General features: G+C 41.4%; 18 protein-coding genes. 6 read left to right on the top strand and 12 right to left on the bottom strand.

Translation table 11 applies throughout. The features are described from left to right. Positions 1-33 precede the first annotated feature (33 nt). Both AACW90_RS11600 and AACW90_RS11595 read left to right on the top strand, forming a co-directional pair. Positions 34-882: an ABC transporter ATP-binding protein gene (locus AACW90_RS11600; protein ID WP_390234513.1), complete on the top strand. Its 849-nt coding sequence runs from the start codon at positions 34-36 to the stop codon at positions 880-882. An 11-nt stretch (positions 883-893) separates the two neighbouring features. Beyond that, positions 894-1,709 (top strand): ABC transporter ATP-binding protein, encoded by an 816-nt coding sequence (locus AACW90_RS11595; RefSeq protein ID WP_390234509.1) that lies wholly within the window; start codon positions 894-896, stop codon positions 1,707-1,709. A 164-nt stretch (positions 1,710-1,873) separates the two neighbouring features. Here AACW90_RS11595 and AACW90_RS11590 read toward each other — a convergent pair whose 3' ends face one another. The 3 genes from AACW90_RS11590 to AACW90_RS11580 all read right to left on the bottom strand — a co-directional run bounded on the left by AACW90_RS11590 (position 1,874) and on the right by AACW90_RS11580 (position 5,077). Beyond that, positions 1,874-2,419: a hypothetical protein gene (locus tag AACW90_RS11590; protein ID WP_390234506.1), complete on the bottom strand. Its 546-nt coding sequence runs from the start codon at positions 2,417-2,419 to the stop codon at positions 1,874-1,876. 202 nt (positions 2,420-2,621) lie between these two features. Next, positions 2,622-3,119, bottom strand: coding sequence for a response regulator (locus AACW90_RS11585; protein ID WP_347997018.1), 498 nt, complete (start codon positions 3,117-3,119; stop codon positions 2,622-2,624). Beyond that, positions 3,116-5,077, bottom strand: coding sequence for an ATP-binding protein (locus AACW90_RS11580; protein ID WP_390234503.1), 1,962 nt, complete (start codon positions 5,075-5,077; stop codon positions 3,116-3,118). Before AACW90_RS11580 ends, AACW90_RS11585 begins: the two co-directional genes overlap by 4 nt. A gap of 171 nt (positions 5,078-5,248) precedes the next feature. Here AACW90_RS11580 and AACW90_RS11575 point away from each other — a divergent pair, with 171 nt between their 5' ends. Further along, positions 5,249-6,511, top strand: coding sequence for a DUF945 family protein (locus AACW90_RS11575; RefSeq protein ID WP_390234502.1), 1,263 nt, complete (start codon positions 5,249-5,251; stop codon positions 6,509-6,511). Between the two features lie 141 nt (positions 6,512-6,652). Continuing rightward, positions 6,653-7,735 (top strand): 3-phosphoserine/phosphohydroxythreonine transaminase, encoded by a 1,083-nt coding sequence (gene serC / locus AACW90_RS11570; protein WP_390234500.1) that lies wholly within the window; start codon positions 6,653-6,655, stop codon positions 7,733-7,735. Between the two features lie 91 nt (positions 7,736-7,826). Here the strand turns inward: serC and cydC are convergent, their stop codons facing one another. The 6 genes from cydC to AACW90_RS11540 form a co-directional block, all read right to left on the bottom strand. Beyond that, complete coding sequence (cydC, locus tag AACW90_RS11565; RefSeq protein WP_390234498.1) at positions 7,827-9,548, bottom strand: heme ABC transporter ATP-binding protein/permease CydC; 1,722 nt, start codon at positions 9,546-9,548, stop codon at positions 7,827-7,829. Next, a complete protein-coding gene (cydD, locus tag AACW90_RS11560) occupies positions 9,541-11,322 on the bottom strand; it encodes a heme ABC transporter permease/ATP-binding protein CydD (protein ID WP_390234496.1) in 1,782 nt (593 codons plus the stop codon). The genes cydC and cydD overlap by 8 nt, the downstream gene beginning before the upstream one ends. 177 nt (positions 11,323-11,499) lie before the next feature. Then, positions 11,500-12,465: a thioredoxin-disulfide reductase gene (gene trxB, locus AACW90_RS11555; RefSeq protein WP_390234494.1), complete on the bottom strand. Its 966-nt coding sequence runs from the start codon at positions 12,463-12,465 to the stop codon at positions 11,500-11,502. 148 nt (positions 12,466-12,613) lie between these two features. After that, positions 12,614-13,984: an SLC13 family permease gene (locus AACW90_RS11550; RefSeq protein ID WP_390234492.1), complete on the bottom strand. Its 1,371-nt coding sequence runs from the start codon at positions 13,982-13,984 to the stop codon at positions 12,614-12,616. A gap of 110 nt (positions 13,985-14,094) precedes the next feature. Continuing rightward, positions 14,095-14,820, bottom strand: a complete 726-nt coding sequence (locus tag AACW90_RS11545; RefSeq protein ID WP_390234490.1) for a SanA/YdcF family protein — start codon at positions 14,818-14,820, stop codon at positions 14,095-14,097. Positions 14,821-14,876: 56 nt separating this feature from the next. After that, on the bottom strand, positions 14,877-15,200 hold the full coding sequence (locus AACW90_RS11540; RefSeq protein ID WP_390234488.1) for a DUF3392 domain-containing protein: 324 nt from the start codon (positions 15,198-15,200) through the stop codon (positions 14,877-14,879). 119 nt (positions 15,201-15,319) lie between these two features. Here AACW90_RS11540 and AACW90_RS11535 point away from each other — a divergent pair, with 119 nt between their 5' ends. Further along, positions 15,320-17,668 carry a helicase-related protein gene (locus AACW90_RS11535; RefSeq protein ID WP_390234485.1) on the top strand — a complete coding sequence of 783 codons (2,349 nt, stop codon included), beginning with the start codon at positions 15,320-15,322 and terminating at the stop codon, positions 17,666-17,668. Between the two features lie 349 nt (positions 17,669-18,017). Then, on the top strand, positions 18,018-18,395 hold the full coding sequence (locus tag AACW90_RS11530) for a transporter (RefSeq protein ID WP_390234483.1): 378 nt from the start codon (positions 18,018-18,020) through the stop codon (positions 18,393-18,395). 56 nt (positions 18,396-18,451) lie between these two features. On the opposite strand, the gene AACW90_RS11525 is transcribed toward AACW90_RS11530, so the two are convergent. The 3 genes from AACW90_RS11525 to AACW90_RS11515 all read right to left on the bottom strand — a co-directional run bounded on the left by AACW90_RS11525 (position 18,452) and on the right by AACW90_RS11515 (position 20,671). Next, positions 18,452-19,558: a phosphoribosylaminoimidazolesuccinocarboxamide synthase gene (locus AACW90_RS11525; RefSeq protein ID WP_390234481.1), complete on the bottom strand. Its 1,107-nt coding sequence runs from the start codon at positions 19,556-19,558 to the stop codon at positions 18,452-18,454. A gap of 316 nt (positions 19,559-19,874) precedes the next feature. Continuing rightward, entirely contained in the window at positions 19,875-20,285 is a 411-nt protein-coding gene (locus tag AACW90_RS11520; RefSeq protein ID WP_390234479.1) for a hypothetical protein, read from the bottom strand. A gap of 197 nt (positions 20,286-20,482) precedes the next feature. Next, the gene (locus AACW90_RS11515; protein WP_390234477.1) at positions 20,483-20,671 is read right to left on the bottom strand and encodes a hypothetical protein; all 189 of its coding nucleotides are present in this window, start codon (positions 20,669-20,671) and stop codon (positions 20,483-20,485) included. Positions 20,672-20,759 lie beyond the last annotated feature (88 nt).

Here is a 20,759-nt window from a genome sequence, read left to right as displayed (position 1 = left end):
TTTCTAAAAAATATAGGTTTAAGGGAGGAGAGGATGGTAGAAGCCGAGATAATTTTGCAAGTGCGTGATTTAGAAACGGAGTTTATTACTGATGATGGTACGGTTAAGGTTCTTCATGGTGTGAGTTTTGACGTAAAACAAGGCCGGACGCTCGGGTTGGTTGGTGAATCTGGTTGTGGAAAAAGTGTCACTTCCATGTCTATTCTAGGTTTATTACCAAAGCCTTATGGAAACGTAACACGTGGAAAAATTTTGTATAAAGGCACTGACTTACTCGGACTCGCTCCAGAACAGATGTACGCGATGCGAGGAAATAATATTTCTATTATCTTCCAAGATCCGATGACGGCGCTAAATCCGGTACAGATGATCAAGGCGCAGATTGACGAAGTTTTGGTATTGCATCGCAAAGAGTTGAATAAGAAGCAGAGATTACAGTTTTCAATTGAGATGCTCGAGAAAGTGCGTATCCCAGAAGCTGAAAAAAGATTGACTGAATACCCGCATAATCTTTCGGGCGGAATGCGACAACGTGTAATGATAGCGATGGCATTAGCCTGCAAACCAGACATATTAATCTGTGATGAACCAACGACTGCTCTGGATGTTACTGTACAAGCTTCCATATTAGCGTTGATGACTGAGCTGCAAGAAGAAACAGGCATGGCGATGATTTTCATTACTCATGATCTCGGTGTTGTTGCCGAAATTTGTGATGATGTCGCTGTAATGTATGAAGGCAAAATCGTTGAACAAGCTGATGTGTTTGAGCTATTTGACTCGCCAAAACATCCCTATACTCAAAAGTTACTTAGGTTAATGCCCAATCTAGATAATCCACCTAAGCAAATGATTACCATCGATTTTCCACACGACAGCTAAGAGCGGTACACATGCAAGAAGTTATTCGGATTGAAAACCTAAAACAGTATTTTACATCTGGAAGCGGTGTGTTTCGTAAAGGATACACCGTGAAAGCGGTCGATGGTGTATCACTTCATGTTTCGAGAGGTGAGACATTAGGGTTAGTAGGCGAGTCAGGTTGTGGCAAAAGTACTTTGGGACGTTCTATACTAAAACTCTACGAGCCGAATGGTGGGAAGATATTCTTTGAAGGAAAGGATATCACTGGATATACCACTAAACAGATGCGCCCTTTAAGAAAGGACATGCAGATCGTTTTTCAGGATCCGCTCGAGTCACTTAATCAACGGCATACCATTAGCATGATTATTGAAGAACCATTTATTATTCATGGAATTGGTTCGAAGGAAGAACGGAAGAAATGGGTTGAAGAGCTACTTATTAAAGTGGGTTTGTCTAAGGAAGCGAAAAATCGGTATCCCCATGAATTTTCGGGAGGACAGAGACAAAGAATTGGTATAGCAAGAGCGATAGCTCTTAAACCTAAGCTGCTTATTTGTGATGAGTCTGTATCGGCGCTCGATGTTTCCGTTCAAGCACAGATATTAAATCTTCTGTTGCACCTCCAACAAGAAATGGACCTCGCGATGATATTTATCTCGCACGATTTATCGGTCGTCAGACATGTTTCCGACCGAGTTGCTGTGATGTATTTCGGCAAAGTGGTTGAGCATGGGACGGTATCCGAGATCTTCGAGTCACCCAAAGACGATTACACTAAGACGTTACTTGCGGCTATTCCTGTTTCTCACCCTAACCAAAGAAAACGAAAACCACGCAGATAAAAAACAGGGCAAATTCTACAGCACTGATTTGCAGAAAGTAGATTGTCAACATTATGGATAATCACAAAATTTTGCGGATTATTAAAAACTAGACATTAAAAAACCGAGAGACGTGTGTACGTCTCTCGGTTTTTCTGTGTTTAATAGCGAACGATTTATTGGGTTTACATTTTAAATCGCGTTGTAAACATTAACTGGTCGCCATAAAAGTCATTGATTTTACCTTCAATACCAATGCTAAATAATTCTGTTGAATGGAAACGAGCATAGACGGAACCGATGATATCATCGTCGTCATCAATATCTACATAGCCGACTTTACCACCAAGCTCTAATTGAGGACCTATCCATTGGCGAATACCAAGGTTAATTTCCATTCCAAGATCGCTACTGGCATTTTTCTTGTCAACACCACGTAAAAGCATCTCACCGGTCAAGTCTGCCCAATTATTAATTGGTGCGTGGAAACCAAAACCAGCGGCAAGGTTGTAGTCGCTTTCAAATTCTGAATCAACTCTTACGACAGCATGCGCATTAGGGTGAATAGACGTACTGTAAGCGCCACCGAAAGTAACAGGGTCAATGCCAATGCGAGCTTCAACATAGTCATAGTTAAAATTACTCATAACGGATGGGCTGTTTGGATCTGTAGCGGCAAATGCAGAGCTAGAGGTAAGTGCAAGAGCGGCAATAAAAAGTATTTTTCGCATAATTAAAGTAAACCTATGTCCTTCAAGTTAATTCGGTAGAAGCAAAATCACATTACTATTTTTCTAACCATATAATTTTAAACACTTCGCGTCATTAAATAAATGGCGTTTCGACTATACTTGTTTGAAAAGCAATCAATTATTACGCCATTTTAGCTTGCATCATGATGTAACAGTCAGAAAATGAGTTAAAGTGTGATTTTTATTCACCAAATTGACTGCGTTTATCTGAAATTGCGTTGAATATTTTTTCTGTATCAAGTATTCGGCCCCAAGGCATAAGATCAGGTTCATTTTCAATCATATATTGTGTTAACTGCTGGGTCAGAGTTTTGACCAGTTCGTCACCATGCCATGGTTTGGCAATGTAAAAGTCCAAGCTAGCGCTATTTACCGCATTTATTGTCGCTTCTAAGTCGGCTTGTCCTGTAAGGAGCAGTTTTCTTGCTGATTTGGTTTCTTTTGCTTCGTTAAGTTCAATCAGAAAGCTAATTCCAGTTTGTTCGGGCATTATGTGGTCACATAGAATCAAGGCCAATTTAATATCATCATCAGCGTTTTCCTGGATAACCTCTTTGGCTTCTGCCACTGACTCGGCGCCCTCAATTATAAAGTTATCTTCAAACCGGGAAAGGTCTTGTACTACGCTGTCCAGTACTTCGCGTTCATCATCTACACAGAGAATGAGATATTTATTCATCGTATTTCCTTATCAGTATTTACCACAGTGTTTGCAGGTTGAAACGGCAGCCATACAATCATTTTGGTGTATTCATCTGGGTTAGATTCAACCTCTATCCAACCGCCATGTTGGGCTAAAATTTGGTGACAAACGGAAAGCCCAATACCTAGGCCAAAGTTGCCCTCTTTTTTTGTTGTATAGTTTAATTCGAATATCTTATCTTGTTGCTCTTGAGGAATACCGTGACCATTGTCTTCAAAGGTAACCTTGGCATAGAGTAAATCATCTTTGATCTCTTGTTCTGAAGAAATCTTAAGACAACCATTTTCTGGGAATGCGTCAACAGCATTGGATACAAGGTTGGTCCAAACTTGTTGCATCGCATTGGTTAAACAGAGAATATCCGGCAGGTCTTGATACTCTTTAATCACCGTATGTCGCTTAAGTTTGTTTTCAAAGATGACCAATGTGTCCTCGATACCTTCATGGATATCGATAACGTGCATGATCTCGTTATCTTGGCGTGCGTAGCCCTTTAAACTCTTAACCATATCCGCAATACGCTTAGCACACACCTGTATGGAACGAAGAGTGGAACCAGTGACATAATACTTTTCTAAACCAGCGATGGTGCCAGCGAGATCCTTACTCTCTTTACCGAGTTGTAAAATCTCAGATAGGTCTCGATGTAGGTTGAGCTGTACGACTTTCTTGGCGAGTTTTTTATCGTTAATATCAGATAATATATTTTTGGTTTGTTGCCTAACATCCGATGTCGACATTGGCCGAGAATGCATTGATTCTCTTAATATATTGGCACCCAGTTCCTGATGAGAGGTCGGTAGTGGAGAGTGTATAAGTTCATCAATCTTAGATGTTAAGGTATCTGCGCCTCGCAGTATTGCAGCAATGGGGTTGTTTAGTTCGTGTGCCACACCGGCAACTAACTGGCCTAGCATGGCCATTTTTTCTCTTTCTATTAGCTGTTGATGTGCCGTTTCAAGCGATTCATAGGTTCGTTGCAGTTCAAGCTTTGTGTTTATGCTCCTTTGCAGCCTTCGGTTGAAATGCCGCAGCAATATATTCGTAAATAGAGGCAGCAATTCACTGTTTGAGTTGAGGACTTCAGAGAAGATGTCTTTGTCCAGTTTGATTACCTTTGTTTCCGTCAATGTGATAGCTGTCGAGAAAGAGATTTCACCGGTAACAAATGACATGCCGCCAACCAAGCTGCCTTTTGAATGCCTGACAACCTCTCTTTGGATAGAGAGATCATCGGCTTTATATAGCGCGACTTCACCTTCGACGATGAACCATAGAAATTCGTTAGGGTCGCCTTCTACGGTCAATAAATGGTCGGAAGAATAGGTTCTACATGCCCTAGAATCGTCTTTCTCTGCGAAAAATTTCAGCAAGGAACCAATAAACTGATCGGTAAGATAGGAGTCGCTTAGACGATGGAAGTCATGGATAAAGCCGGAGCGAAATGAGTCAAGTTTGTTTTCTATATGTGCGCTTAATATTCGGGATTGATCCAATATAGCACTGTAGTGAAGCCAGTCTGCAGACGGAATTCCGAGAATAAATGTTGTCAGCTCTTTTCTTGCTGTTTCCAAAATCGCATCTTTCTTCAATGGCTTAGTAAGGCAATGGTCCAAACGTCCTTCGTTAACGGCAGAGAGAATGGTATTGATGTCTTCACCATCACTGACTAATATTTTTCGAGCGTCTTTCGTATGTTCTTGTCGGTCCAACTGAATCAAAAACTCAGCGGCATCAAATGACTGACTTGAAGCCGCAATCGCCATGGCAACGGATTGACCTCGTTCTTGGACAAATTCTAATGTTTGTTGAGCTTCTTCTGGTGAGTCAACGCAACAGATGTCGAAATGCGTTGAGAGAAAAGCAAACTCCGTTCTCAACATTTCTACAGATATCGGGTCATTATCTAGATAAAGCAATACATATGGAGTCACAGTCACCTCGTAGACGTTTTATTTTCCAATGTAACAATTTTCTACCTTTCGATATGAGAGGTGAGTAAAACTCTTCACTCACTACATTTGAAAACTCTGATTTAACTCAAGGTTTTAACTTATTGTTAACTAAGCTAGACTCAATGTTTTAAAACCATTAAAAGTGAACACATGCAACAGTTGAAAAAATATGGAGCGATAGGTGGTGCGTTGGTATTGGTGGCTTGTTGGCCTTTAGCCGTCGGACAGATCGCTCAAAATGTATTGAAAGATGGAATAGGGTCTTTAGACTCGAGTGAAATTTCAGCTGAAATCGTCAGTTATGAAAGAGGTTATCTATCTGCCGTCGCTACTACAAAATACATTATTGAAGATCCGGCTCTCAAAGAACAGTTTGTTATTGATGGTTTACCGACAGAGTTCATTCTTAAGCATGATATCAAACATGGACTTATTCGTGTTGCTACCGAAACCAATTTGGTTGACTTCGATTCTCTACCCGCAACGTTATCAACCATTACTCAGTTAAATGGCAATACTGAATTTTCTTTAGATATAGATAATGTAAATTATGAAGCACCAGACTCCTCTGGCACTTCTATCTATCTAGCCGCGTCTCAAATGACGGGAAATGCAACCGTATTAGGTGAAGTCGATTTAACCTTTAAGTTCCCATCATTACAGGTGCATTTTGGCACTGGCGAGAGTATCAATATCTCTTCTATTACTGGGTTTGCGACAGGTAAAAAAGTAAACGGTTTTTGGCACGGAGAACAGCAAGTGAATGTGGCCAATTCAGCCATGTTGATGCCAGACAGTACTGTGTATACCAGTGCGAAGAATTTTAGCTACAATTTTAGTTCTTCTACCGATGAAATGGGTGAAAGGTTAAACACAAATCATATTGTCAAAGCAGGCGATATTGTCACCAGCGAAGGTGCGTTGAGTAATCTGAATCTTGATTTTACGATTGGCAATCTAGACAAAAATGCTTTTGAAGGTTTGGTTGGTTTATATCAATCTAGCCCCATTGTTGATGAAGCCGTATTAGGTCAATCTACTCCTTTGATCGATGCGTTATTTAGCCAAGGATTTCAGGTTGCACTTAATGATCTAGAATTGACCCTTGGTGAAGGCTTGTTTAAGTCAAGTTGGTTATTGGAAGTACCAAAGGGCACGGATGACGTGAGCCAAGATTTTAGCAAGGTTATTCCAGCGTTGACCGGTAAGCTCAATACTTTCGTATCGAATGATTTAGTAAAAGCGTATCCTTATATGCAAGAGGGTATTGATGAGATGGTTATTATGGAAATCATGCTACCCACGGACGATGGCTACACAATAGACGCAGCCGTTGCAGATGGGAACCTTGAATTTGCGAGTGGACAAAAGATCCCATTGCTTACCATGTTCATGTCGGTAATGATGCGATAATCGTGGTTAGATTTTAGAAAAACCCTGCATTCATTTAAAAGAGGTCATTCGACCTCTTTTTTGTGCTTTTTCTGTTGCGCAAAACGTGCTATTACTGGTTCCAGTTCACAAAAATCAGATTAAGCAGGAGCATATATCATCATGGGAACGATCTACAATTTCAGTGCAGGACCAGCGGCTTTGCCAAAAGCAGTAATGCAAAAAGCGCAATCCGAATTCGTTGACTGGAATGGCCAGGGTACATCGGTGATGGAAATTAGCCACCGTAGTAAAGAATTTATCAAGGTCGCGAACGACGCAGAACAAGACCTCCGAGATTTGTTAAGTATTCCTGACAACTATAAGGTGCTTTTTTGTCATGGCGGGGCGCGCGCTCAGTTTGCTGCCGTTCCAATGAATCTACTTGGAACAGCGAAAGTTGCCACGTATATCGATGGTGGATATTGGGCTGAAAGTGCAATTACCGAGGCAACTAAATACTGCCAACCAGATGCATTTAACGCAAAGACAGAGATTGATGGAAAGGCGGCGATATTACCAGCCAGTGAATGGAAGATTTCAAAAGAGGCGGCCTATGTTCACTTTTGTCCAAATGAAACCATTGACGGAATTGAAATCAATGAGTTGCCAGTAACCGAAAAACCTATCGTCGCGGATATGTCGTCCACTATATTATCTCGTAAAATTGATGTTTCTAAATATGGTGTTATCTACGCTGGCGCTCAGAAGAACGTGGGACCAGCAGGCATATGCATTGCTATTGTTCGTGATGACCTTCTAGAACTCGCCACGGAATCCTTACCAAGTGTACTTAATTATAAAGTGCTCTCGGCCAAGGATTCTATGTTTAATACTCCTCCGACTTACGCATGGTATCTGTCTGGGTTGGTCTTCAAGTGGCTCAAAGAGGTCGGTGGTGTAGAAGCTATCGAAAAAATTAACCGTGAAAAAGCGGCGTTGTTGTATGCCGCGATTGATGAATCGGCTTTTTATAATAACGCCGTTCACACAAACAACCGTTCGTTGATGAATGTGCCTTTTCAACTCGCGAAACCAGAATTAGACAATACGTTTATCGAGCTTGCAGATGCGGCAGGTTTAAAGGCGTTGAAAGGACATAGAGCGGTGGGTGGTATGCGTGCTTCGATCTACAATGCGATGTCATTAGAAGGCGTTCAAGCCTTGGTTGAGTTTATGAAGAAATTTGAAGCTGACTATGCCTAATCATTCGCTCAAATAATAGAAACCCACCGGCTATTCAGGTGGGTTTCTAACAAGCCAATTAAAACCAGTCGTTGCTACACGTTTATTATCGTTACAAGGTTTGATGCAAACGGTGGTAGCGTCCTTGTAAACCAATCAGTTCATCATGTGTTCCTTGCTCAACAATAGAGCCGTTTTCAATCAAACATATTTGGTTCATCGCCTCTAGCCCAACCAAACGGTGGGTGATAAAAATCACGGTCTTCCCTTTGAAATGTTGGTCAAACAAAGTGATAATCTGATGTTCAGTTTTTTTGTCCAGACCCTCTGTTGGCTCATCAAGTAAAATGATTGGTGCGTTATGCAAAATGGCTCTTGCGATACCGATACGACGTTTCTCTCCACCGGAAAGTTGACGCCCACCGTCCCCTAGCCATGTATCGAGACTCTTACCTTCTAATAGTGCCTGTAACCCTACTTTTTTTAGTACCGAATTCAGTTCTTCATCAGAAGCATCTGGTTTCGCGATAGCGAGGTTATCTTGTAGCGTGCCATTAAGAATATCGACACGTTGGCTGACGACCGAGATAGTATTTCTTAGCGTGTTTTCACTCACTCCCTTTAATGGAGTGGAGGCGACAGAAATCGACCCATCTGTGGTGTCCCAATATCGACAAAGTAGTTGTATGAGAGTGGATTTCCCTGACCCCGTTTGACCAAGAATCGCGACACGTGTATTGCTAGCTATGTGCAGGTTAAAGTTATTGATAACGGTTTGTTCCGAATCATCATAACGAAAACTGACATCATCAAATTGAATATCATATTCTGTTGAGTTGAGTTCTCCTTGTTCCGGAAATTTCACTTCCGGTTCAGCAAGGATTATTTCATTTAGTCGTCTAGCGGAGGTGAGCGTTTGTCCTAAGTACTGAAATGCACCCGCTATCGGCATTAACGTTTCGAAACTAGCCATAGTGGCAAAAGCAAATAACGCGATCATCGGGCCTGGAGGATTACCGCCAACGCCATCTGCTGCGAGCCATAGAATCAGTGTTAATGTGAACCCATTTGCTAGCATGAGCAACCCGCTTGCCATGCCCGTTAAATTTGCGTTTACGAATTGATTATTTAGCAGCTTAGTTTGTGACTTAAGAATCGCATTCCGATAGCGTTCTTCTGCACCAAATAAAACCAGTTCACTGTGTCCTTGTAACCAATCGAGTGAGGCGACACGGAGATCGGATTTTTGGGTGGTGAGCTGCTGACCATTGCGCTTTCCAAGCTTGTAAAAGACAACTGGCCAGATAATCAATAGTGACATTAATATGGCACCAAGGATTAGACCTAATGCAAGGTCGAACCAACTTAGAAATAGAGTAAGTGTCGCAATACCCAACGCACTCACAACAACCGGACTTAGCAATCTAAGATACACATGATCCATCGCATCAACATCGGCGACTAATCGATTTAATAAGTCACCATCGCGTAAGTTGGCGATACGTCCGGGGACGAGCGGGGCAAGTTTTTTGAAAAAGAAAACCCGGAGTTCTGTTAACAATTTGAACGTCGCGTTGTGGCTGACGACACGTTCCCCCCAACGACCTGCGGTTCGGCCCATTGCTAAGCCTCGTACCGCACCTCCAGGTAACATGTAGTTAAAAGTTTTTCTAGCCACGCTAAGGCCCGCAACGGCAGAGGCTGAAATAAACCAACCAGACAGAGTCAACAAGCCAACAGAGGCGAAGAGGGTTGCAAACGCGAGCAGCATACCTGCTGAAAGGCCGAACCAATGTTTTTTATAGAGCTTTATGTAAGGCAATAACTCACGCATCGAGATCTCCTTTTCCTTGTGCACTGTTTTTTGCATCTAACATGCTGGCGAAGAGCCCCTGATTTTTTTCGAGTTCTTGATAAGACCCAGATTCGACAATACATCCTTCCCGCATTACAAATATCTGTTTGACGTTTTTGAGCTGAGAAAGCTGATGCGTAACGATGAGAGTCGTGCTTTGGTTGATCTTATTTTCTAACCCTTTCATCACGAGTTTTTCGCTACGTGCGTCGAGGCTTGCGGTTGGTTCATCCAATAGCCAAAAATTGCCTTTTTGTAGCATGGCACGAGCAAGTGCTAATCGTTGAGCCTGACCTACAGATAAACCACCTGAACGATCGCTTACTTGATAATCTAAACCATGTCGAGAGACAAATTCAGCAGAATAGGACTCTTTGAGAACGGAATCGAGTTGCTCATCAGAAACATCGTTGTTACCTAACGTGATATTATCCTTAATTGTGCCATGTAGAAGTAGCGGGTTTTGTCCAACCCAACTGATTTGGTCACGCCATTGAATAAGATCAGCATCTTTAATCTCAACATTATTGATCTTCAAGCTTCCTTCGTAAGGTAAGAAACCAAGGATAGCGTTGATAAGGCTGGTTTTACCTGCACCACTTGGTCCGATAAGTGCCGTCATCTGATTAGGTTTTATGCTAAATGATAAAGGACCCACCAATGTTGACCCTTCAGGGCTTTTGACGACCAAATCATATGCTTCTATTTGGATGGAATTAACATCGCAAATTGTTTCGTGTCCAGACGATTGATGCGACACCTCGGTATTTAAGAAATCAACAATGCTTTCTGCAGCGCCGACTGCTTGCGCCTTTGCGTGATAAAAGGTGCCGAGATCTCGTAAAGGCTGATAAAATTCTGGGGCCAAAATAAGAATAAACAGACCAGAAAATAGGGTAATACCAGTTCCGTAATACCCAAAATTGAGCTCGCCAATATAACTAAAACCGAAGTAAACAGCCGTAATCGCAATGGAGATAGAAGTAAAAAACTCCAGAACAGCCGACGACAGAAAAGCGACTTTTAGTACGTCCATAGTTCGGGTTCTAAACACCTCTGAAGCCCCGTGAAGTGTCTCTTCTTCGGCTTTTGTTCTGTTGAATAGGCGGATAGTCGTCATCGATTGCAAGCGGTCATAAAAGTGGCCAGACAAACGTTGCAAAGCTTTAAAATTCTTTCTATTGGCTTCTGCGGCTTTCATGCCAACCAATGCCATGAAGAATGGCACCAACGGTGCAGTGACAAGAAAAATCAACCCTGCGGCCCAGTTCGTTGGGAATACTACAACGAGAATAACTAAAGGAATTAACACAGAAAGAGACATCTGTGGGAGATAGCGAGAAAAGAAATCCTGCATATCCTCTACCTGCTCTAATAACAATGTTGCCCACGTTCCGGCGGGTTTTCCTTTGATATAAGCTGGTCCAACAGCGCGTAACTTATCCAAAATAAGTTGACGAATGTAAATTCTAATCTGCTCGCCAGCGCGAAAACCAGCTATCTCTCTTCCCCAGGTACAGGCTGATCGAATCACAACCGTTAGCGCTAGGCCTAGGAAGTAGGGAAGAAGTTGACGCTTATCTACATTTTCTATAATAAGCTGGTGCAATATCGACGCGAGTAATCCTGCTTGAGCAAGTAATACAATACTAGAGAACACCCCTAGAGAGACGCTAATAAGTAGCCATCGCTTAGCCAGTTTACCTTGAAGCTTTAGCCACTTATTGAGGTTTTTTTGTTTTGTTTTATCCATTTACGTATAAGGCTTCTTTATTTGGACCTGTAGATTTTATGAGAAAAAAATCTGTAGATTCATTCGTTATTTAGAATAAGAGGGAGAGTATACAAAAAGAAAACCAGCGGGAATACCGCTGGTTTATAAGGTTATGATAGAAAGCGGTTAATTAATGCAATAAATAGAGATAAATGACTACTTATTGCTATCGGCTAGTGCGTCTAAGTAGCGCTCGGCATCGAGTGCCGCCATGCATCCGGTGCCAGCCGATGTGATAGCTTGGCGATAGTTTTGATCCATGACATCACCGGCAGCAAATACACCTTCAATACTGGTTTGCGTCGCATTGCCATTCAATCCTGAATTTACGACCACATAACCATTGTTCATATCGAGCTGTCCTTCAAATATGCCGGTATTTGGATGATGACCAATTGCGACAAAAAGTCCCATTACCTGAAGCTCTTCTTTTGCATCGGATAAGGTATCTTGTAAACGAACCCCGGTAACCCCCATATCATCACCAAGAACTTCATCTAAAGTACGATTGGTGTGCAGGACGATATTGCCATTGTCCACTTTGTCTTGGAGGCGCTTCATCAATATTTTTTCAGCTCGGAACCCTTCGCGGCGATGTATTAGATGTACCTCAGCCGCAATATTTGCTAAATATAGGGCTTCTTCAACCGCTGTATTGCCTCCTCCAACAACCGCTACTTTTTGATTCTTATAAAAAAAGCCATCGCAGGTTGCACATGCGGATACGCCGCGGCCTTTGAAAGCTTCTTCAGACTCCAGTCCAAGATATTTTGCGGTAGAGCCTGTTGAAATAATCAAAGAGTCGCAACTGTAGGCCGCACTGTCTCCAGTTAAACGGAATGGCCGGTTCTCTAAATCCACTGTGTGGATATGGTCAAATAGTATTTCGGTATCAAACTTTTCGGCATGTTCTTTCATGCGTTCCATTAAGGATGGACCCGTTAAGCCTTCAGCATCTCCAGGCCAGTTTTCCACTTCCGTCGTTTCGGTAAGTTGACCACCTTGCTGTATACCAGTAATAAGAACAGGGTTTAGGTTTGCTCTCGCAGCATATACTGCCGCTGTGTAACCTGCAGGACCACTGCCCAATATTAGTAGTTTGCTATGCTTCACTTCGCTCATAGAGCTGACTCCGAAATAGTTATCAATTTTGATTGTGATTGTAGGGAATAAATTAAGGCGTTGAAAGCAATTACAGGCAATTAATAGTTATATTTTATAAGAGAAAAGCGACGATGGATAAAATGAGCACCGCCTAGTGGTCTCTAAGTCACCAGAAAAAGTGCGCAATTATAGTTAAAACAGTGATACAGACGATATTCAATACGAAACCGACGCGCATCATATCCTTTTGTTCTATGTGACCAGAAGCAAATACTATGGCGTTTGGTGGTGTTGCGACAGGAAGCATGAAGGCACAGGATGCAGATATAGCAATTATGACTGACAGGATAATGGGAGAAACGCCAAGAACTTCGGCGATACTGGCGAATATTGGAATGAGAAGTGCTGCACTTGCAGTATTACTGGCGAATTCGGTAAGAAATACCACGAATGCTATAATGGCAAGGAGGGTAATGAATAATCCCATTTGGCTAAGTACATTGCTGAGTTCATTAGCAAGAAATACGCTCGTGCCTGTCTCTTTGAGTACATTACTTAGGCAAATCCCCCCACCAAAGAGAAGCAATACCCCCCAATCAACCGTTTTTTCAATATCTTTCCATTCGACCACGCGGGTACTTCCTAATAGTAAGATGGCACCAATAGCGACGAGGGTATCGAATTTACTGTATCCCCCTAAAAAGGCGTTGATAGGCCGACTGAATATCCAGAAGCTCACGGTTAATGCGAAGATAACTAAAGTGAGTTTTCTCTTTGGCGTCCACTCCAATGTGGTGTGGTGTATCTCAAATGATTGGGAAAGGTTCGGTTTGGTGAGTAGGTATAAAGCGAGTACGGCAATCGGGAGCAAAGTTAAAGACACGGGTAACCCTAAAGCGACCCATTGGGTAAAGTTCAAACCGAGTTCTGCGGCAGCAATTGCGTTGGGAGGAGATCCCACAAGCGTTGCAATACCTCCTATAGATGCGCAGTAAGCGATACCCAATAAAACAAAGACATAGGTGCTCTTGTGTTTTTTCTCATCGACGTTGCTCATTACACCTAAAACAAGCGGAAGCATCATGGCAATGGTTGCGGTATTTGATATCCACATTGAGAGTCCTGCGCTAACGGTAAACAACATCAATACGGCGACGGACATTTTACCTTTTGCCGCAATCAATACTTGGTCCGCAATTGCTTTATCAATTTTTTGTTTATGCAGAGCGGCCGCTAAGGCGAAACCGCCTAGAAAAATAAAAATAATAGAGCTAGAGAAATAACTTAGGGCTTTTGATGTGTCGAATATATTGAATACTACGGCTAATACGGGGACGAGAAGGGCGGTGATACTGACGTGTAGTGCTTCGGTTAACCAAAGAATGGCGATAAACATAAGAATACTCAATCCGTGCACCACACTTGTGTCAAATGGTAGAGAGTTGAGCATAAAGATAAACAGACAAATATCAGCCAGAATAATAATGGTATTTTTGTTTATATAACTGTCTATTTTTTCAGACGTAAGACTCTTCATTGTTCGCCCCTTGCGCTCAGTCGCTCACTATTTAGTATAGGACGCTAAGTTATTGGGTAAGGGGAAAAAGTGAAGGATTGGATGCCTAATGGACAAATTAATGATCTGTCTTAAGTTCCTATTTTTATCTCCGGTTTTTTATCAACCTTGGTGCGCGTGACACTATGCTTTATAGGTTCTTTGGGACCCAAAAACTTTGGTTGAGTTTCAAATATATAGAGGTCGAGTAGCGCTTTTACTCGGGCAAACACTTCTCTAAAACGTACCGTTAAACCAGAGTGCTGTTTTGGGCCCGGAACGGCAAGGCACACCGCTTCAATATCGTAATATTCGGCTATAAACAATGCTCGTTCGCAATGGAATTTTTGAGTGACAATAATAAACTCATCGGCGTCGAAAATTTTCTTTGCGCGAACGATCGAGTCCAACGTTCTAAACCCTGCATAATCAAGGTAGATAGCGTCTTCGGGTACACCAGCTTTCAATAGATCTCTTTTCATTGTCCATGGTTCGTTGTATGAACGATGGGCATTATCCCCACTAAGTAGAAAGGCATCGACTTTATCATTTTTGAATAAAGTAATGGCGGCGTTAATTCGATTAGCGTAATAGTCATTCAATACTTTTCCCAAGTACTTACTTGTGCCTAAGACCAACGCGACATCATAGTTAGGTAAGTGAGAGGCTTCAGTATAGATGTCGTTTTTTGTTGACCAACTAAAGACGCGGTCAACAAATACCAAAGCCAACACAAAAGCAATACAGAGCGCAGTCGCACCTAATACAATGGCCCTTGCGGATGTTCTGCCACGTAAAGGTCTTGGTTTACTCACCATCTTTTTAGTCGCTGTCGAAAAATGTCGAAATACATTAAATCTTTCCTATTCGTAAATCAAACATGGCGTTGCCTTTGTGCCCAGATACCAATGACAATAAAGCAAGAAACGATGGATACAAACAAGAGTCCAGTATTTAAAGTCCTTAGCCACAAAGATAGGTAAGGTGAAGCCTTTACTATTAGCAAGCCATAACCAAACGCATTCAGCAGTACAAATGCCAAAGTTCGAACAATAAAATGCTGTCGGACCATCACTTTTCTTAGTAGACGATTAATGTCTCCGCCTAAAATAACCAGCATACATGCAATAAAGGCGATAGAAATCTCCGGGATATAAGGGACGATGTGCCTTCCAACTGGAGCAAAAATGTCAAACATGGCTTAGCTTTTAACCTAACGTATTTTTAATAAGAGGATTCTATCAAATATCAATCTATTGTCTTGTATAAAATCGGTATAGTAGTCCCTCATGCATCCTCACCTCTTTGAATTAGACCATGCTATCGCTTCCGATCGACAACATTAAAAGTAAATTTCTACAGATTCTGCCAAAGCATCATATCGTCGTTGAAGCAGAAACGGGCTCTGGAAAATCAACCAAACTTCCCTTATGGGCATCAGAACATGGTCGCGTGCTGGTCATAGAGCCGAGGCGAATAGCTTGTACCTCGCTAGCGACTTATCTAGCCAAACAAAATGGTTCTGAGTTGGGGGATAACATTGGTTATGCAATAAAGCTTGAATCTTGCTTTAGCATAGAGACCAATATCATTTTTGTTACTCCCGGAGTTGCACTCAGGTGGTTTTATGATAATAGACTAGCAGAGTTTGACATCGTGTTAGTTGATGAGTTTCATGAAAGACGATGGGATACCGATCTGCTCGTCTCTTTATTACAAAAAACACAAGAGCACCGACTGATTATTACCTCCGCAACCATAGAAGGCGATAAACTCGCACGCTATATCGGAGCAAAGAGATTAGTTGCGCAAGGCCGTCAATATAACGTGAGGTTAGTTTATAGGAGCCTAGATTCGCACTATTTACCAGACAGCAAAAATTGTGTTCAGAATGCTGTGAACTGTGTGAAATCGGTTTACCAAAATACCCCTGGCGACATACTTGTCTTTATGCCTGGCAGAAACGAAATAGCTCATTGTGTTCAATCTTTATCTAAGTTAGACGATGTCGAAGTGGTGATGCTGCACGCCTCGGTTTCTGACAGTGAACGGCATCGAGCCTTAACCCAATTGGATAAGAAAAAGATTGTGGTGGCCACAAACGTTGCTGAAACGTCGTTGACAATACCTAATATTACCTTGGTCATTGACTCTGGTTTAGAACGAAGAACATTGCAACGTAATGGTCGTACTGTATTGAGCTTAAAGAGTATCTCAAAAGCGAGTGCGAAACAGAGGTCGGGTAGAGCGGGGCGTGTGATGGATGGTGAATGCATTCGTCTTTATGGAGAACATGCTCCATTGGAATTGGTAACGCCACCAGAACTACTGCGCGAAGAGTTGTCTGAGGCGATGTTGGCGTCTGCTTGTTGTGGATTTGAGTTATGTGAACTCACATTCCTAGATACTCTCTCCGAAAAATCGCTTACGCAAGCAAAATTAGTATTGTTAAAAATGGCCGCGATCGATGACAACGGGATGGTTACTGAACATGGAAGGCGGCTTTACCCGCTACCCATCGACACGCTATATGCCGACCTATTAACTCGAATGCCCTGCAAGGCAACGAAAGAAGCGATGCTCGATCTAGCGGCGGCGCTTTCAGTGCCTGCAGCGCTCTACCAGTTACCTAGTGATGAACACGGCTTAAACAAAATTGCGCAATGGGAACCCAATAGTTGCGACGCTGAAATCTTGATAAAGATTGTGCGAGGAGATATCCAAGATAATATTCAATTAGAGATTGATGCAGTTAAAGAGGCGAGGAAATTAGCTCAGCAAATGCGCCGCGTATTTCATTTACCAGAGCTTGAAGTAGCCTCTCGTTTTAAACGGATCGAATTTGTTTCAGCAATAGCAGAGAACCATCCTGAATTGGTGTTTGTTAGACGTAAGAAAAGGCGACAAGCACTAGGCAATGGCCTTATAGAGATGGTTCCTGCACGAAACAGTCGGTTTTCTGATACTGATGAGGCGGCGATAGTTTTAGATCAACATTGCCTGCCCGGGAAAGGGCTAAAACAGACACTCAATCTGGCAACGGTGATGATACCCATTCCTTTAAACCTTGTCGCCAGATTAGGGTTAGGCGAGTGGGAACAGGGCAAGACGATGATCGTTGATGGTCAATTATACAGTCAATTGTCGTTGATATTCGCAGGACGAGAAATCATGAACAGGCTTGTTCAACCCGAGGGAGATCAACTGTTAAAGCCATTATTAGACGCAGTTTTGAAGCAAAAAGTGCTTCCTGGTTTTGCGAACAAACGCAGGCAAGAGATTGATCATTGGTGTCTTTATACAGAACTAGGCTTGGATGACAGATATTCTGGCCCGCAATCACTGACTTTTGAAAGTTGGTTTATTCGTCAGCTGAAGGATCTCGGTATCGATAAGCTAGATGAATTATTACTTTTTTGCGAAGATGACCTTCTTTTTGCAGGAATTCCCTATTGGGAATATGATGATTTTTCGCAGAAGTACCCATTTAGTCTCAACCTTGGAGACCTACATTTAAAAGTAGAATATGTGCCGAGCAAAAAACGAGTATACATTTTGTTTGAGAGTGGATTGCGTAAAAGTGAACCGAAACGGTGGGAGCTACCAATCTGGTCTGGATGGCGTATTCAGTATAAAAAATCGAGTCGAATAGTAGACATAAAATAATAGTAATTAGTCACAAAGTGGTCCGTTAAATAATAATATATTTGCATGGAATTGTTCTTTTAAATAATGGCTTAAACAGTAAACTATCAGTTTAAATAATCGAAATTGGAATCGTAGTTTGACAGTCAGGAGTTTTATTATTATTAGAACGGTGCTTAGTGAATAAATATTACAAGGCGTATATTATAGGTCTCATTACTGTAGATTTTTTGTTAAAACCTTGGTTTTAGTATGCTTTAACTGAGATTCAGCTCATGAGAACAGAACAATGTATTATATTCTATTGCTAACTGAGCGAAGGTGTTGAATAGTAGTAGCGTTGTTTTACCGCTATCGCTTGGGGGGCATAATGGAAAAGCAAGAAACGATATCAGCTGTATTTGATTACACATCATTTTTAGGTGCTAGTTGTAAAAAAAAATGGACCTTTATCGAGGCAATTGGATTTTTTTCGCCTATCTTTGGTACCGTTTGGAAAAGTAACATTGATGAAGCTCGAAAACCTGAAGATAGATTATGGGACCAAGCCTTCAACAATCTCTCAGCGCAGAGTAGTGATGAATCAAACCTAATTAGTCTGGTTAACCTAGCAAAACATGAAGGTATAAAAGAGCTCCGACTAATGATGCCTTATGAGCTTGATGAGAGCCAAATAGAAAAAATTGTCAAACACACCAATGCCCAAGTTAAGCATACAACTCAAGATGAGTTACTCGTCCAAATATAATAAAAGGGACACATTTGTGTCCCTTTTTCATCAAGCTGTTAACGTTAAATTATGATTTAATCGGTTATCAGACCATAATTTTCACGTAACACATCAATGATTTCTTTCTTCGGGTTATTACTCATGTGAATTTTTTTCCCCGTTATTTTTTCAGCGATACCGACATAGACTTCTGACACTTTAGTCAATGCTTCGACTGGTAGTTTATTGTTCTTTGCGAGAGCAAATCGTTCATCCATACGCGCTTTGTTTAATAATATATCGGGATCAGGAAAATGATTCAGCAAGAACTGTCTAAAACCTTCTTTAGAGTTCTCGACGATATTTCCTTTTTTATACTCTGCTTTATCCCAAATTCTGGACGAATCAGGCGTACCGACTTCGTCCATGTAGATGAGTTTCTCATCACCTTGACGGTCAGTGACATAACCAAATTCAAATTTAGTATCGACAAATATTTGACCAACATCATTCAGCGCAGAACTAATGACATTGAACCCTTCTTTAAGCAGTTTCTCGTAGGTTTTTATATCACTAGATTGAGAGAAGTTGAAGGCGGAAAAACTGTCTTCTATGTCTTGGCGAGAGATATTTACGTCGTCAGCTTCAGGAACATTTGGTATCCCTTTAAGAACACCTTTGGTTGACGGTGTAATGAGAAGCTCAGGCAGTGATTTATCTTTTTCTAAACCTTTAGGAAGCTGAATGCCACAGAATTCATTTTCACCTTTGTCATAAGCTCGCCACATGGAACCGGTAATATATTGACGACAGATTGCTTCAATCATTACTGGTTTTGCTTTCTGGACTATCCAAACAAACGGGTGAGGGATATCCAATATATGACTTTCAGCCAGGCCATTCTCTTTAAAGAGTTTAAACCAGTGATTTGAAATAGCGTTGAGTGCTGCTCCTTTGCCTGGAACACCTTTCAATCCACCTTCCGCTTCCCAAATGCAATCGAAAGCTGAGATTCTGTCACTGATTACCATGATGGCAAGTGGCGCGTCAGGAGCGACATTGTAGTTTTTTTCTTTGATTAATCGCTGGCTATCTTCTTCAGTTAACCAGTAAACAGAACGTACTTTTCCACTATGAACGGGTTTGTTGGTACGGATTGGAAGATCATCATTAACAGCGAGAACTTGATCAGAGAGACTCATCGAGACATTCCTTGGTTGAGGCTTCAAAACATGGGCGCATAATACCAGAACTAGAATGGACTGCCACTGAAAAAGCAAACGATTGCGTAAAATATAGCTATCAATACCAATGCGAATGGTGTTAGTAGTTCTATTTCATTGAGTGCCATTACTCTTGTTAGCTAAAATATTGGACAAGTATTATATGTTAAAAATAGCACTTAAAATTTATATTTAAATCAATTCATGCATCTTGCTATTAGCCATATTGATCTCGCGGTTCCCAATCAACTATTAACGATACACACGAATCGAGGAGGAGCCTAAGGCATGACGATTAATGACAAAAGTAACTTGGCTTTGATTGATCGTTTAAGAAAAACACTGCGCAGTTTCTTAACTTGGCAACGGTGAGAATCCTTGCTTGTGCATGTAGATCTAAATTTGAGCTTGCGACTACGGCACTTGCTGTTCCCGCTTCAAAAGCTTTGATAACGATCTCTTCTTCAGAATATTGATTAGAAGGTTTCAAATGAATCACGTTGGTGCAATTGATTTTGTGTTGAATCAATTCAGACTGCAATGGGCGAGGGCAGTTTGCCGTATATAAGATCCACTGTTTTTTTCGAGACAGCTTTGCTAATTTAGGATATATGCCATCCGAAAAAAAAGAACGCTGATTGAGTTCTGTTGTCGGGTTCAATGCCGCTAATGTGTCGGTTGTGTTATCAATGTTTAGTTGAAGCATAATACTGTCTCTCTGTACATACTGTATAGATACACAGTAGTCTGTATTTAGTCGGCATGCAAGTATTTTTTCGCTGATTTTATAGGCGAATTAGACAGTTTTTAGACAAGGAACACAAAAAGTAAGGGTGATAACTGAATTATAGACATAAAAAAAACCGCATTTGCGGTTTTTAATTGGAGGATAACGACTGGTTTTTATGCTCGTATGCTTATGGCTGCTCTATTTCTTAATGCAATTTCGTCAATATTGAATAGATTGACATCGATTTTTGCCATGTCATTACAGCTTTCACAGGAGTGGTGATATTTACCATCAACATAGTCATGGCGGATCAACATACTATATCTGTTGCACCAATCGCAGTTTCCTTCAGTGTTAATCATTACATTCTCTCCAATGGCTTTATGCAAATATATCCAATCGACCAAATGAATGGACAATTTAGTACAATGCTATTTTTGGGCAGTATTA

This window comes from Vibrio frigidus, from assembly GCF_042465995.1.
Classification (GTDB): domain Bacteria; phylum Pseudomonadota; class Gammaproteobacteria; order Enterobacterales; family Vibrionaceae; genus Vibrio.
Note: the sequence above shows the minus strand (reverse complement) of the source record. Positions and strands in the feature narration are given on the sequence as shown.